This window comes from Methylobacterium indicum (genome assembly GCF_001043895.1).
In the GTDB taxonomy this organism is placed as follows: domain Bacteria; phylum Pseudomonadota; class Alphaproteobacteria; order Rhizobiales; family Beijerinckiaceae; genus Methylobacterium; species Methylobacterium indicum.
Genome location: NZ_JTHF01000070.1, coordinates 1 through 13208 on the forward strand (window position 1 = coordinate 1; position 13208 = coordinate 13208).

General features: G+C 70.9%; 11 protein-coding genes. 1 reads left to right on the forward strand and 10 read right to left on the reverse strand.

Annotation, left to right across the window (positions count from 1 at the left end):
• Both QR78_RS08880 and ahcY read right to left on the reverse strand, forming a co-directional pair.
• On the reverse strand, positions 1-2415 hold a 2415-nt coding region (locus tag QR78_RS08880; RefSeq protein ID WP_048427149.1), incomplete at its 3' end, for a sensor histidine kinase.
• Between the two features lie 369 nt (positions 2416-2784).
• The gene (ahcY, locus tag QR78_RS08885) at positions 2785-4191 is read right to left on the reverse strand and encodes an adenosylhomocysteinase (protein ID WP_048427150.1); all 1407 of its coding nucleotides are present in this window, start codon (positions 4189-4191) and stop codon (positions 2785-2787) included.
• 230 nt (positions 4192-4421) lie between these two features.
• On the opposite strand from ahcY, the gene QR78_RS08890 reads away from it, so the two are divergent.
• Entirely contained in the window at positions 4422-6065 is a 1644-nt protein-coding gene (locus QR78_RS08890) for an ABC transporter substrate-binding protein (protein ID WP_048427151.1), read from the forward strand.
• Positions 6066-6128: 63 nt separating this feature from the next.
• Here QR78_RS08890 and QR78_RS08895 read toward each other — a convergent pair whose 3' ends face one another.
• The 8 genes from QR78_RS08895 to QR78_RS08930 form a co-directional block, all read right to left on the reverse strand.
• Positions 6129-7226 (reverse strand): adenylate/guanylate cyclase domain-containing protein, encoded by a 1098-nt coding sequence (locus QR78_RS08895; protein ID WP_082171983.1) that lies wholly within the window; start codon positions 7224-7226, stop codon positions 6129-6131.
• A gap of 268 nt (positions 7227-7494) precedes the next feature.
• On the reverse strand, positions 7495-8244 hold the full coding sequence (locus tag QR78_RS08900; RefSeq protein ID WP_082171984.1) for a pseudouridine synthase: 750 nt from the start codon (positions 8242-8244) through the stop codon (positions 7495-7497).
• On the reverse strand, positions 8241-9161 hold the full coding sequence (locus tag QR78_RS08905) for a class I SAM-dependent methyltransferase (RefSeq protein WP_179945846.1): 921 nt from the start codon (positions 9159-9161) through the stop codon (positions 8241-8243). The genes QR78_RS08900 and QR78_RS08905 overlap by 4 nt, the downstream gene beginning before the upstream one ends.
• A gap of 1 nt (position 9162) precedes the next feature.
• A complete protein-coding gene (gene era, locus QR78_RS08910; protein ID WP_048427152.1) occupies positions 9163-10143 on the reverse strand; it encodes a GTPase Era in 981 nt (326 codons plus the stop codon).
• Positions 10140-10850: a ribonuclease III gene (rnc, locus tag QR78_RS08915; protein ID WP_048427159.1), complete on the reverse strand. Its 711-nt coding sequence runs from the start codon at positions 10848-10850 to the stop codon at positions 10140-10142. The genes era and rnc overlap by 4 nt, the downstream gene beginning before the upstream one ends.
• A gap of 112 nt (positions 10851-10962) precedes the next feature.
• Positions 10963-11754, reverse strand: a complete 792-nt coding sequence (lepB, locus tag QR78_RS08920; protein ID WP_048427153.1) for a signal peptidase I — start codon at positions 11752-11754, stop codon at positions 10963-10965.
• A gap of 174 nt (positions 11755-11928) precedes the next feature.
• The gene (gene acpS / locus QR78_RS08925) at positions 11929-12342 is read right to left on the reverse strand and encodes a holo-ACP synthase (RefSeq protein WP_048427154.1); all 414 of its coding nucleotides are present in this window, start codon (positions 12340-12342) and stop codon (positions 11929-11931) included.
• Complete coding sequence (locus QR78_RS08930) at positions 12339-13097, reverse strand: pyridoxine 5'-phosphate synthase (protein ID WP_048427155.1); 759 nt, start codon at positions 13095-13097, stop codon at positions 12339-12341. Before QR78_RS08930 ends, acpS begins: the two co-directional genes overlap by 4 nt.
• Between the last annotated feature and the right edge of the window lie 111 nt (positions 13098-13208).

The following is a 13208-nucleotide window of genomic DNA, read 5'->3' on the forward strand; positions in this document are numbered from 1 at the left end:
CCGGGTGCCGGCCCCGGGGGCCGACGCGATGTCGATGCGCCCGCCATGCAGCTCGACGAAGGAGCGCACGATCGACAATCCCAGGCCGACGCCGCGGTGGCGGGTGCCGAGCGTGTTGCTCTCGAAGCGCTCGAACACCCGCGCCATCACCTCGGGCGGCATGCCGCGGCCCTGGTCGGTCACCTCCAGCACCAGGCTCTCGCCGTCCTTGCGGGCGCAGACCCGCACCTGCTGGCCCGGCGCCGAGAAGCCGACCGCGTTCGAGAGCAGGTTGAACAGGATCTGGCGGATGCGCTTGCCGTCGGCGACGAAGCTGCCGATGTCGGCCGGTACGTCGAGGACGAGGGCGATGTCGGCCTCGGCCAGCCGGTCGCCGATGCCCCGCACCGCCGCCGCGATGGTGGTCTGCACGTCGACCCGCTCGCGCGTCAGCTCCATCGAGCCGGCATCGATCGAGGCGAGGTCGAGGATGTCGTTGATGATGACGAGGAGCGCCGCCGAGGAGCGCATGATGTGGTCGGCGTATTCGCGCTGGCGCGGATTGAGGGCGCCGACGGTCTCGTCGCCGAGAAGCTCGGTGAAGCCGATGATGTTGGTGAGCGGCGAGCGCAGCTCGTAGGAGACGTGGTGGACGAACTCGTCGCGGAGCCGCGTCGTGCGCTCCAGGGCCTCGTTCTTGTCGGTGAGCGCCCGCTCGACATTGACGCTCGCCGTCACGTCGATGTGGGTGAGCAGCGTCGCCCCGTCCGGCAGGGGCTCGGCGGCGCAATCGAGCATGGTGCCGTCGGCGAGCGCCAGCCGGCAGGTCAGGCCGTGGCGGGCATCGACGAGGCCGGTCACCGCCTCGCGGATCTGGGTCCAGGGCTCCTCGGCCGGGCTCAAGGCACGGCAGACCGCGATCACCTGGTCGATATGGGGCTGGACCTCCAGGATCTCCGGGGTGATGCGCCAGACCTGGGTGAAGGCGCGGTTGGCGAATTTCAGCCGCCCGTCGGTGCCGAACACCGCCACGGGCTCGCGCAGGGTGTCGAGCGTCTCGCTCTGCACCTGCATCAGCACGTTGTAGCGCGATTCGAGGTGGACCCGCTCCGACACGTCCTCGAACAGGTAGGTCAGCCCCCCTTGCGGGTTCGGGTCGGCCAGGACGCGCAGCGTCCGCCCGTCGGGCAGGTGCCACCAGTTCTGCTGCGCCTCCGCGGCCCGGTAGGCGGCGAGCACCCCGGCCTTCCAGCTGCGGAAATCCGCCTGCTCGGGCAATTTCCGGGCGTTGCGCAGGGTGTCGAGGATCTCGCCGTCGAGGGGCCGGCTCTCCAGGAAGCCGGGATCGAGGTCCCAGAGCTGGCGATAGGCGGCGTTGTGGAAGATCAGCTGCTGGCGCGCGTCGAACATCGCGACGGCGGTGGGCAATTGGTCGAGGGTGCGGACGTTGGCGTCCATCTGGCGCTGCAGGTCGGCGCGCACGCTCTCGAGCTCCGAGACGTCGACCGCGATGCCGACGGTGCCGGATTCGGTCGCGACCTCGGTGACGTCGAGGATGCGGCGGGCCCCCGCCACCACGGCCGAGACCCGGAGCGGGTTGCCGGCGCCGCGGGCGCGGCGGCGCTCGGCCTCCTCGCGGGCGGAGCGCTCGAGCAGCTCGGCGCCCTCCCGCACCGCATGGGCGACGTCGCCGGCCTCCGCGGCGGTGACGTAGGCGGCGTTGGCCCAGGCCAGCCGCCCGTCGCGGCCCCGGCGCCAGACCGGTTGGGGAATCGCGTCGAGGAGGTCGGCGAGCGCCGACAGCCCGTGGCGCGCCTCCTCCAGGGTGGCGCGCAGCTCGACCAGCTCGCGCCGCTCGCCGGTGAGCTCGCGCAGGCGCAGCAGCGCCTGGCCGCCGACCGCCTGGCCCTGCGCCTCGACGGTGCGGCCCTGGAGGGTGTGGACGGTGCGGCGGAAGCGCTCGCCGCGCCCGCACAGGGCCTCGACCGCGGCGTCGAGGGCGGCGGCGTCGGCGGGCACGAGCCAGGACCCGAAGGCGAGCACCCGGCGGGGCGAGCCCTGCCGCGCCCCGTCCGCGGTGATGCCGACATCGCCCTCGATCCGCGGCTCGCCGCGGGAATCCCAGGTCACGACGACCTGCGGCTCGGAGCCGAGCAGCAGGTCGGCCCGGTCGTGGGCGCCGCGCAGCTCGGCGAGTTCGGTCGTCAGGGTGTGCTCGCGCCGGGTCCAGCGGGCCCGCTCGCGCAGGTAGAGCAGCGACAGGATGGTAGCGAAGATCGTCAATCCGATCAGCACCGCGAAGCCCACGGCGTTGTGCGCGTGCAGCCCCGGGGCCGTCTCCGCCGCCTGGGCGGCGGCGGCAAGGCCGAGCGCGCCGCCCAAAATGCCGGCGCCCGCGCGGCCGCCGAGCCGCCGCGACGTTCGTCCAACCCCCATGACCCGTCCGTCTCCACGCGAACCGGCGCGCCGGCCCTCGACCGGACCGGCACGCCTTGCGACCTCAACGCTACGCCTGATGAACGCCGGGACCGCCCGCGACCGCGAATCGGCACCCCTCACCACAGATTCGCCCCGAGTTTAGCGCGCGGCGGATTCGGCCCGGAAGGGGTGAATTGCGGTGCGGCGGGCGATGCTCGCGCGGAGCATCGTCAAGAGCACAGAAATGCCACACTGATGACAGAACAAAGGCGGAACATTACAGAGGACAATCAGCACACAACCGATGAAGGCACCCGCACACGCAAAAAGAAGAGCCCGGCCTCTCGGCCGGGCTCCCCCTTCGACGGCGCGACGGTTCGGCGTCGATCAGTAACGATAGTGCTCGGGCTTGAACGGACCGGAGGCCTTCACGCCGATATAGGCGGCCTGGTCGTCGCGAAGCTTGGTCAGCTTGACGCCGATCTTCTCGAGATGCAGCGCCGCGACCTTCTCGTCGAGGGCCTTGGGCAGAGTATAGACCTTCTTCTCGTACTTGCCCGGGTTGGTCCAGAGCTCGATCTGGGCGAGCGTCTGGTTGGTGAACGAGGCCGACATCACGAAGGACGGGTGACCCATGGCGTTGCCGAGGTTCACCAGGCGGCCCTCCGACAGGAGGATGATGCGGTGGCCGTCGGCGAACTCGATCTCGTCGACCTGCGGCTTGATGTTCTGCCACTTCAGGTTCTTAAGACCCGCGACCTGGATCTCGTTGTCGAAGTGGCCGATGTTGCAGACGATGGCCCGGTCCTTCATCGCCCGCATGTGGTCGAGGGTGATGACGTCCTTGTTGCCGGTGGCGGTCACGAAGATGTCGGCGCGCGGCGCGGCATCTTCCATCGTGGTGACCTCGTAGCCCTCCATCGCGGCCTGGAGCGCGCAGATCGGATCGACCTCCGAGACCAGCACGCGGCAGCCGGCGTTGCGGAGCGAGGCGGCCGAGCCCTTGCCGACGTCGCCGAAGCCCGCGACCATCGCGACCTTGCCGGCCATCATCACGTCGGTGCCGCGGCGGATGCCGTCGACCAGCGACTCGCGGCAGCCGTAGAGGTTGTCGAACTTCGACTTGGTGACCGCGTCGTTGACGTTGATCGCCGGGAAGAGGAGCTTGCCCTCCTTGGCGAGCAGGTAAAGGCGGTGCACGCCGGTGGTGGTCTCCTCCGAGACGCCCTTGATCGACTCGGCGAGGCCGGCAAACCAGCCCTTCGGCTTCTCGGCCAGCATGCGCTTGAGGAGCGCGAAGAAGATCTCTTCCTCCTCCGAGCCCGGCTGGTCGAGGAAGGCGGTGTCGCCGTTCTCGGCGCGCAGGCCGAGATGCACGAACATCGTGGCGTCGCCGCCGTCGTCGAGGATCATGTTCGGCATGCCGCCGTCATGCCACTCGAACAGCTTGGCGGTGTAGTCCCAGTAATCCTTCAGGGTCTCGCCCTTGATGGCGAAGACCGGGATGCCGGCGGCGGCGATGGCGGCGGCGGCGTGGTCCTGGGTCGAGTAGATGTTGCACGACACCCAGCGGATGTCGGCGCCGAGAGACTTCAGGGTCTCGATCAGCACCGCGGTCTGGATCGTCATGTGCAGCGAGCCGGCGATCTTGGCGCCCTTCAGCGGCTGGCTCGCGGCGTATTCCTCGCGCACGGCCATCAGGCCGGGCATCTCGGTCTCGGCGATCGCGATCTCCTTGCGGCCGAAATCGGCCAGGGCGATGTCCTTGACGATGTAGTCCTGCGCGCTCGGCATTGGTCCGTCTCCCGTGTCGTCCGGTTCGGCAGCGCCTATAGCAGCCACCCGGCGGGGAGGCAATCAAGATATAAAGATGTCTTTATGCGAGTGGTTCCAAGGGTGGCGCCTCGCCGCTCCGCCCGCGGCGCATCCCTATGACCTTGCATGCTCCTTGCACTTGCATGCTCCTTGCAGACGTCAGGCGCGTAACGCGGCCGGACGGGCCGCGCGCCTGCCGGGGTCCATCGATGAGTCACGCCTCCCTCTCGCGCCGCCAGCTGCTCGCCGGAGCCTCGGCCCTCGCGGCCCTCGGCCCCACCGGTCCCGCGCTCGCGCAAGGGACCGCCCCGGCCGGCCCGGCGGGGGCGCCGTCGGGCAGCCTGACCTACGGCATCTCGCTGTTCGACCTGCCGCTCACCACCGGCCAGCCGGACCGCGGCGCGGGGGGCTACCAGTTCACCGGACTCACCCTCTACGATCCCCTGGTCGCCTGGGAGCTCGACGTCGCCGACCGGCCGGGCAAGCTGGTGCCGGGGCTCGCCACCGCGTGGGAGAGCGACGCCGCGGATCGCCGCAACTGGATCTTCCGCCTGCGCGAGGGGGTCAAGTTCCACGACGGCTCGGCCTTCGACGCCGACGCGGTGATCTGGAACTTCGACAAGGTGCTCGACGCCAAGGCGCCCCACTACGACCAGCGCCAGGCCTCGCAGGTGCGCCCGCGCCTGCCGTCGGTGGCGTCCTACAAGAAGCTCGACGCCATGACGGTGCAGGTCACCACCAAGGCGGTCGACGCGCTGTTTCCCTACCAGATGCTGTGGTTCCTGATCTCGTCGCCGGCGCAGTACGAGGCGGTCGGGCGGGACTGGACGAAGTTCGCCTTCCAGCCCTCCGGCACCGGCCCCTACCGGCTCGCCGCCCTGGTGCCGCGGGTGCGCCTGGACCTCGTGCCGAACGAGACCCACTGGAACGCCAAGCGGATGCCGCGGCTCGCCAAGCTGACGCTCGCCTGCATTCCCGAGGATCTGGCGCGGGCGAACGCCCTTCTCTCCGGCAATGCCGACCTGATCGAATTGCCCGCCCCCGACGCGGTGCCGCGCCTCAAGGGTGCCGGCATGCGGGTCACCGGCAACGACACGCCGCATGTCTGGAACTACCACCTGTCGATGCTGGAGGGCAGCCCGTGGCGCGACCTGCGCCTGCGCAAGGCCGCCAACCTCGCCATCGACCGCGACGGCGTCGCCGCGCTGATGGGCGGCCTCGCCACGCCGGCCGTGGGACAGGTGCAGCCGTCGAGCCCGTGGTTCGGCAAGCCGGGCTTCAAGATCGGGTATGACATCGACCAGGCGCGCAAGCTGGTGCAGGAGGCGGGCTACTCGGTGCGGAACCCGCTGCGCACGACCTTTCTCATCCCGACCGGCGGCTCGGGACAGATGCTGTCGCTGCCGATCAACGAGTTCGTGCAGCAGAGCTGGGCCGAGGTCGGGCTCGCGGTCGAGTTCCGGGCGGTCGAGCTCGAGGTCGCCTACACCGCCTGGCGCCAGGGCGCCGCCGACCCGTCGCTGAAGGGCGTCACCGGCAGCAACATCGCCTACGTCACCTCGGATCCGCTCTACGCGATCCTGCGCTTCTACGATTCGAAGCAGGTCGCCCCGACCGGCGTGAACTGGAGCCACTACCGCAACCCGGAGGTGGACACGCTCTGCGACGCGGTGCGGGCGAGCTTCGACCCCGCCGAGCAGGACAAGATGCTGGCGCGCATCCACGAGATCGTGGTGGACGACGCCGTGCAGGTCTGGGTCGTGCACGACACCAACCCGCACGCGCTCTCGGGGAAGGTGAAGGGGTACACCCAGGCCCAGCACTGGTTTCAGGATCTGACGACCCTGGGGTAGAGCCGTGTAGGACGCATCGGCCCGCCATGCGGGCCGATGCAGCCCTGCCGGGGGCGACGCGCCTCAGCCGCGCAGGGCCGCGTAGACCCGTCCTGCCGCCCGGCGGTCGGCATCGACCTCCGCACGGGCGCCGACGAAAAGCGGCCTGCGCCGGTCCGCGAGCGCATGCACCGCCATCGTCTCGCTGCGCCCCCGAAGGTGATACGAACCGAGCGCCTCGGCCTCGATGCCCTCGGGCAGGACCGGCAGCCGGGCCAGGACGGCCTCCGAGATCAGCACGGCGCGCTGGGTCTCCCGGCACAGGCCCTCAAGCCGGGCGGTCGCGTTCATGACATCGCCGAAATACGCGATCTTGTGCCGATCGACGCCGACTTCCGCCGTCACCACGCTGCCGCCGTGCAGCGCCGCGCGCAATTCGGGCACCAGACCGAACCGGGCAAGCCAGCGCGCCCGATCGTCGTCGAGGGCTCGATGGATCGCGAAGACGCAAGCGACGCATCGCGCCTGCTCGATGCCTCGCGCGAGCGGCCAGGAGACGATCACCTGATCGCCGACATAGTCGTCGACCTGACCACGATACCGGCGCACCGGCTCGGCGATCGCGGAGAACACCGCCTTGAGCAGTTCCTGCGCGGCGAGATCGCCGTGACGTGCCGCGTAGGCCGTCGAGCCGGCGAGATCGAGAAACAGGAAAATGCGCTCCTCCCGGACCGGGCGGTGATAGCGTCCAAGGATGAGGTTCAGGAACGTCTCGCCGCCGATCAGGTCGCGCACCCGCAGGACCGAGACGATGATGGCCGACATCACCAGTGCGAAGGGAATGGTCGAGAGCTTCGGAGTGATCGCCTCCATGAGCGGCTTGTCGACGATGCCGAGCGTCCAGAGGACGAGCCCGGTCAGGGCCATCCCGGCGACGATGACGAATACCAGGCTGATCTCGGCGGCCACGATATAGGCCGGCGTCGGCAGCCGCCGCAGCCGCTCGCTGTAGCCGGCAAGGAAGACGCCCCGCTGGTAGGCGATGGTGAGAAGGCCGATGCAGGTCCCATACAGGACGCCCGCGAGCTTCGGTCCGTCGCCGAACAGAAACCCGTGCAGGGCACCGAATGAGGCGCTCACGACAGCGATGATGATCCAGAATGTCGCGGTGCCGCTCGACATCGTCGTCCTCGGGCCGGGAGCGATGTCGTATGGATGAACGGGCTGCGGCAGCGGCGCAATGATCATTGGATACTTGGCAGCAGCCAACGTTGCGGCCTGGTGCGGCATCGCACAGGCCGCTCGTTCCGGTGGTCGAACCCCGGCTCTGCCACGGGTCGCGTCCGACAAAACCGATCGGAGAGATGCGGCAAGCCAGCTGGCGCGTCGAAGCGAGACAGAAACCACGGCCTTCCGGCGTCCACGGCCTCAGCGAACGGGCATTACCCGCTCACCCCTGCTCGAACACCCGCGCCACATCCCCCTCCCCCATCACCCGGTACTGCCCGGGCTCCAGGTCCGCCGGCAGGTCCAGCGCCCCCACCCGGTCGCGGTGGAGCGCCGTGACGTGGTTGCCGACCGCCGCGAACATCCGCCGGACCTGGTGATAGCGCCCTTCCGTCAGGGTCACGGCGGCGCTCGTCGGGCCGTGCACCTCGAGCGCGACCGGCAGGAGCGGCTTCTCCTCGCCCTCCAGCATCAGGGTGCCGGAGGAGAAGATCGCACCCTCGTCGCCGCGCAACGGACGGTCGAGGGTCACCCGGTAGCGCTTCGAGACGCTGGCCTTCGGCGAGATGATCCGGTGCAGCAGCGCGCCGTCGTCGGTCAGCAGCAGCAAGCCGGAGGTCTCCTTGTCGAGGCGGCCGACGGTGGAGAGCGGCGGCTCGCGGCGGCGCCAGCGCGGGGGCAGCAGGCTGTAGACCAGCGCGCCCGCCTCCTTGTGCGAGCAGGTGACGCCGAGGGGCTTGTGCAGCATCAGGGCGAGCCCCGGCAGCGGGTCGAGGGTTTTGCCGCTGACGGTGAGACGGGACGACAGGTCGGGGTCGAGGGCGATGCGCCGGTCGGCGTCGCGCAAGGGGGCGCCGTCGAGCACGATCGTGCCGGCATTGGCCAGCATCTGGATCTCGCGGCGCGAGCCGTAGCCGAGATTGGCGAGCAGCCGGTCGAGCCGGACCGACGCCACCTTGCCCTTGGCGCTCATTTGCGCGCCTCGTGGATCTTGTAGCCATGGGCGGCGGCCCGCTGCGTCACCTCCTTGAACACCTCTCCCAGCGTCGCCTCGTAGGGCAGGTGGGTGTTGGCGGTGAGCCACAGCGTGCCGCCCGGCCGCAAGGCGGCGGCGGCGCGGCGGATGAAGGCCTGGCCGAGCGCCCGGTCCTCGGCGCCGCCGTCGTGGAAGGGCGGGTTCATCACCACGAAGTCGAGGCGCTCCGGCACCGCATTCGCGGCGCGGGCATCGGCCCATGTCACCGTCACGCGCAGATCGTCGACGTTGCGCCGGGACGCCTCGACGGCCCGGCGATCGTTGTCGACGAGGGCGAGCGCCGTCACCTTGGGCGAGGCCAGCACGGCATGGGCGAGAATGCCGAGACCGCAGCCGAGATCGGCGCCGCGCCCGGACAGGGCGGGCAGGGTGTCGATCAGCAGGGCGGTGCCGGGGTCGATCCGGTTCCAGGAAAAGATGCCCGGCTGCGTCCACAGGCCGAGACCGTCGTCGCGCCGCGGCGCGCCCTCGCGGATCGCCTCGTCGAGCCCGGTCGGCGCGTCGGGCCGCACCGTGCGGACGATGCGGTGGTGGCTCTTGGCGCTCTCGTCGAGGGCGCAGCCGAAGCCCGAGAGTTCGCGGGCGAGCCGCGAGCCGCCCTTGTCCTTGGGCGCCAGCACGGTCAGCGCCCCGCCGGGCGCGAGCGCCCGCAGCGCCAGCGCCAGGGTGTGGCGGCGCTCGAGGGTGCCGGGTGGCGCCAGCACGGTCAGGCCGTCGAGGGCGCCGGGGGCGAGATCCTCGAGGGCCTCGCTCCCGGGCACGAGCGGGGAGAGCTGCACCGCGCCGTCCGGCACGGCGGCGAGGTCGGCGGGCGGGTGGCCGTAGACGCCCGGCCGGGCGATCGGGTCCGTCACGTCAGCCGCGGGGGAATTCCAGGCCCATCTCGCGGTAGCGCTCCGGGTCGTCGGCCCAGTTCTCCCGCACCTTCACGAACAGGAAGAGATGGACCTTGGTCTCGGCCGCCTCCGCGATGTCGATCCGCGCGGCCTGGCCGATGGCCTTGATGGTCTGCCCGCCCTTGCCGAGCACGATCGAGCGCTGGCTCTCGCGCTCGACGAAGATCGTCTGCTCGATCCGCACCGAACCGTCGGGCCGGACCTGCCACTGGTCGGTCTCGACGGTCGAGGAATAGGGCAGTTCCTCGTGCAACCGGTCGTAGATCTTTTCCCGGGTGATCTCGGCGGCGAGCATCCGCAGCGGCGCGTCGGAGACCTGGTCCTCAGGGTAGAGCCAGGGGCTCGGCGGCATCCGGCCGGCGAGCTCGCGGCGCAGGTCGTCGACCCCGTCGCCGGTGAGCGCGGAGATCATGAAGATGCGCTCGAACTTCACCCGCTCGTGGAGCGCGGCGGCGAGCGCCAGCAGGCGCTCGCGGGCCATCAGGTCGATCTTGTTGAGCACCAGGTATTTCGGGCGCTTGAGCTCCGGCATCCGGGTGAGGATCGCCTCGACCTCCTCGTCCACGCCCTTCCGGGCGTCGATCAGCAGGCAGACCGCGTCGGCATCTGCCGCGCCGCTCCAGGCCGAGGTCACCATCGCCCGGTCGAGCCGGCGCTTGGGCGCGAAGATGCCGGGGGTGTCGACGAGGACGATCTGCGCGTTGCCCTCCATGGCGATGCCGCGCACGAGCGCCCGGGTGGTCTGCACTTTGCGCGAGACGATCGACACCTTGGTGCCGACGAGGCTGTTGAGCAGGGTCGACTTGCCGGCATTCGGCACGCCGATCAGGGCGACGAAGCCCGCGCGGGTGTCCTTGGGCGGCGCGGTGTCGGGCGCGGCATTCTCGGGAGCGCCGGCCGCGTCGGGGCCGGCATCGGGGGTGGTGTCGTCGTCGATCATTCTGCTTGCTCCCCGGGCTCGTCCCCGGTCCACAGCCCCTCGCGCACCAGGAGCGCGCGCGCGGCCGTCTGCTCGGCGAGCCGCTTGGAGCCGCCGATGCCGAGGCCGGGCGCGGTCCCGGTGACCCGGGCCTCGATGTGAAATTGCGGCGCGTGGTCGGGCCCGGACCGTTCCACCACGACGTAGGTCGGGGTCGGCCACCCTTGCGCCTGCGCCCATTCCTGGAGCGCCGATTTCGGGTCGCGGCTGCGGGTGCCCTCGGTCTGGCGGTCGGCCTCGAAGGCGCGGTCGATCACCGCCTTGGCGGCGGCGTAGCCGGCATCGAGGAAGATCGCGCCCAGGATCGCCTCGCAGACGTCGGCGAGGATCGCGCCGTTGCGGCGCCCGCCGCCATGGACCTCGCCGCCGCCGAGATTCAGGTGCGGGCCGACATCCCAGGCCGTGGCGACGGTGGCGCAGCTCTCGCGCCGGACCAGGCTCGACAGGCGGCGCGACAGGTCGCCCTCGTCGGCACCCGGCAGCGCGTTGTAGAGCCCGTCGGCCACCGCGAGCCCGAGCACCCGGTCGCCGAGGAATTCCAGGCGCTGGTAGCTGTTCTTCCCGTTCGTCGCGCTGACATGGGTCAGCGCCCGCACCAGGAGGTCGCGGTCGGCGAAGCGGTGGCCGATGCGCTCCTCCAGCACCGAGAGGTCGGGCCGGCGCCGCATGCCGCGCTTGCGCCGCGGCGGGGCCTCGCCCGTCCCGGATGCCGGGACGGAGGCTTCGAGCCGGGTATCGGCCTGCGGTGCGGGCTCGGCGTCGCTCACGCTCGGACTCCCGTCAGTGGATCGGCTTGAAGATGCGGTTCCAGCGCACCGTCCACGGCCAGTTCCAGATCTGCCAGGCGGCCGCGCCCTCGTCGATCGAGAAGAAGATCACCTCGGCCCGGCCGATCAGGTTCTCGTACGGCACGTAGCCGACATTGCCGAGATCGCGCGAATCGGTCGAGTTGTCGCGGTTGTCGCCCATCATGAAGAAGTGGTTCGCCGGCACGGTGTAGACCTGGGTGTTGTCCCACAGGCCGCGGTCGCCGTCGCGCTCGATGATCTCGTGGGTGACGCCGTTGGGCAGGGTCTCGCGGTATTGCGGCACCAGGGTCGGCTGGCCGAAGGCGTCGGTGGTCGAATAATCGGCGATGCGCTCGCGCTTGACCGGCCGGCCGTTGATGTTGAGCACGCCCTCGATCACCTGGATCCGGTCGCCCGGCAGGCCGATCACCCGCTTGATGTAGTCGGTGGCGTTGTCCTTCGGCAGCTTGAACACCACGATGTCGCCGCGCTTGGGCTCCGCCCCCCAGATCCGGCCCTTGGCCTCGAACGGCAGGTACTCGCTCAAGGGAAGCGAGTACTTCGAGTAGCCGAGCGAGTACTTCGACACGAAGAGGTAATCACCGATCAGCAAGGTTGGGATCAGCGAGCCGGACGGGATGTTGAACGGCTGGAACAGCAGGGTACGGACCACCAGGGCGATCAGCAGCGCCTGGACGCCGACCTTCACGGTCTCCTTGATCGAGTCCCAGAGGCCGGCCTCCTTGCCGCGTTTCAGGTCCTGGTCCGTGCGTGCGCGATCCATGCTCGTCTCTCCGGCGGTCCGTGCAGAATACGCCTGGGCACCCGCCGAGGGCACGCGGCCGGCTTTTTGCGCGGTGCGGGGGGTCTAGACCAACGCTTGCCCGCCCGCAACGCGGCGCGGCGGGCGGGACGAATCGGTCCGTTCGGCCCTCGGCCTCCGGCGACGGCGCGCCGCTCAGGCCGGGGCCTGCCCCTCGGGCAGGGCCTCGATGATGACGAAGGCCTGGGCGAGCGGGGGATCGTCGGTGAGCGTGACGTGGACGACCGGGCGGTGGCCCGGCGGCATCAGGGCGGCGAGGCGGTCCGCCGCGCCGTTGGTGAGGCGCAGCGTCGGGCGGCCGCCCGGCAGGTTCACCACCTCCATGTCGCGCCAGAACACACCGTGGCTCATGCCGGTGCCCAGCGCCTTGGAGCAGGCCTCCTTGGCGGCGAAGCGCCGGGCATAGGAGGGCGCCCGGGCGGCGCGCCGGTCGCTGCGGGCCCGCTCGCCCTCGGTGAAGACCCGGTGGGTGAAGCGGTCGCCGAAGCGCTCGAGCGAGCGCTCGATGCGGCGGATGTCGCAGAGGTCGGAGCCGATGCCGACGATCATGCGGCGCTCGCGACGCGGGCGGCGTCCATGGCGGCCCGCATCGCCCGGATCGCCGCCGGCAGCCCGTCGAAGATCGCCTCGGCCATCAGGGCGTGGCCGATGTTGAGCTCGCGCACCTGCGGCAGGGCCGCCACCGGGCCGACGCTGTCCACCGTCAGGCCGTGCCCGGCATGGATCTCGAGGCCGAGGGCGTGGCCGTGCTCGGCGGCGCGGGCGAGGCGGGCGAGCTCGGCCCGCACCGCGCCCGCATCCCCGGCGATCGCCGCCTCGCAATAGGTGCCGGTGTGCAGCTCGACGACGGGCGCGCCGAGGGCGCGGGCCGCCTCCATGACGTGGATTTCGGGCTCGACGAAGAGCGAGACGCGCACCCCGGCCTCGACGAGGCGCGCGATCGCGGGCGCCAGGTGGGCGCGGCCGCCGACGATGTCGAGCCCGCCTTCCGTGGTGCGCTCCTCGCGCTTCTCCGGCACCAGGCAGGCGGCGTGGGGCTTCAGCCGCAGCGCGATGCCCAGCATCTCGTCGGTCGCCGCCATCTCGAGGTTCAGCGGCCGGTCGATCTCGCGCATCAGCCGCTCGACGTCGGCGTCGCGGATGTGGCGGCGGTCCTCGCGCAGGTGGGCGGTGATGCCGTCGGCGCCGGCCGCGATCGCCGCGTGCGCCGCCCGGACCGGATCCGGCATCGCGCCGCCGCGGGCGTTGCGCAGGGTGGCGACGTGATCGACGTTGACGCCGAGGCGGAGGGACGAGGCGGGCATCGGGCGGGCTCCGGACAATTGACCGCGATGTAGCGTCGCCCGCCGGGCGCCGCCACCCGCCCGCATGGCCAACCCCTTGGACAACCCCTTGGCCAACCCCTCGGCCAACCC

Bases quoted from the DNA above. Each gene is read 5' to 3' on its own strand.
- acpS (WP_048427154.1), bottom strand. From the start codon at position 12,342: ATGATCGTCGGCATCGGCTCCGACCTCTGCGACATCCGCCGCATCGAG.
- QR78_RS08900 (WP_082171984.1), bottom strand. From the start codon at position 8,244: ATGAGCGCCAAGGGCAAGGTGGCGTCGGTCCGGCTCGACCGGCTGCTC.
- ahcY (WP_048427150.1), bottom strand. From the start codon at position 4,191: ATGCCGAGCGCGCAGGACTACATCGTCAAGGACATCGCCCTGGCCGAT.
- QR78_RS08930 (WP_048427155.1), bottom strand. From the start codon at position 13,097: ATGCCCGCCTCGTCCCTCCGCCTCGGCGTCAACGTCGATCACGTCGCC.
- QR78_RS08895 (WP_082171983.1), bottom strand. From the start codon at position 7,226: ATGTCGAGCGGCACCGCGACATTCTGGATCATCATCGCTGTCGTGAGC.
- QR78_RS08890 (WP_048427151.1), top strand. From the start codon at position 4,422: ATGAGTCACGCCTCCCTCTCGCGCCGCCAGCTGCTCGCCGGAGCCTCG.
- lepB (WP_048427153.1), bottom strand. From the start codon at position 11,754: ATGGATCGCGCACGCACGGACCAGGACCTGAAACGCGGCAAGGAGGCC.
- rnc (WP_048427159.1), bottom strand. From the start codon at position 10,850: ATGCGGCGCCGGCCCGACCTCTCGGTGCTGGAGGAGCGCATCGGCCAC.
- era (WP_048427152.1), bottom strand. From the start codon at position 10,143: ATGATCGACGACGACACCACCCCCGATGCCGGCCCCGACGCGGCCGGC.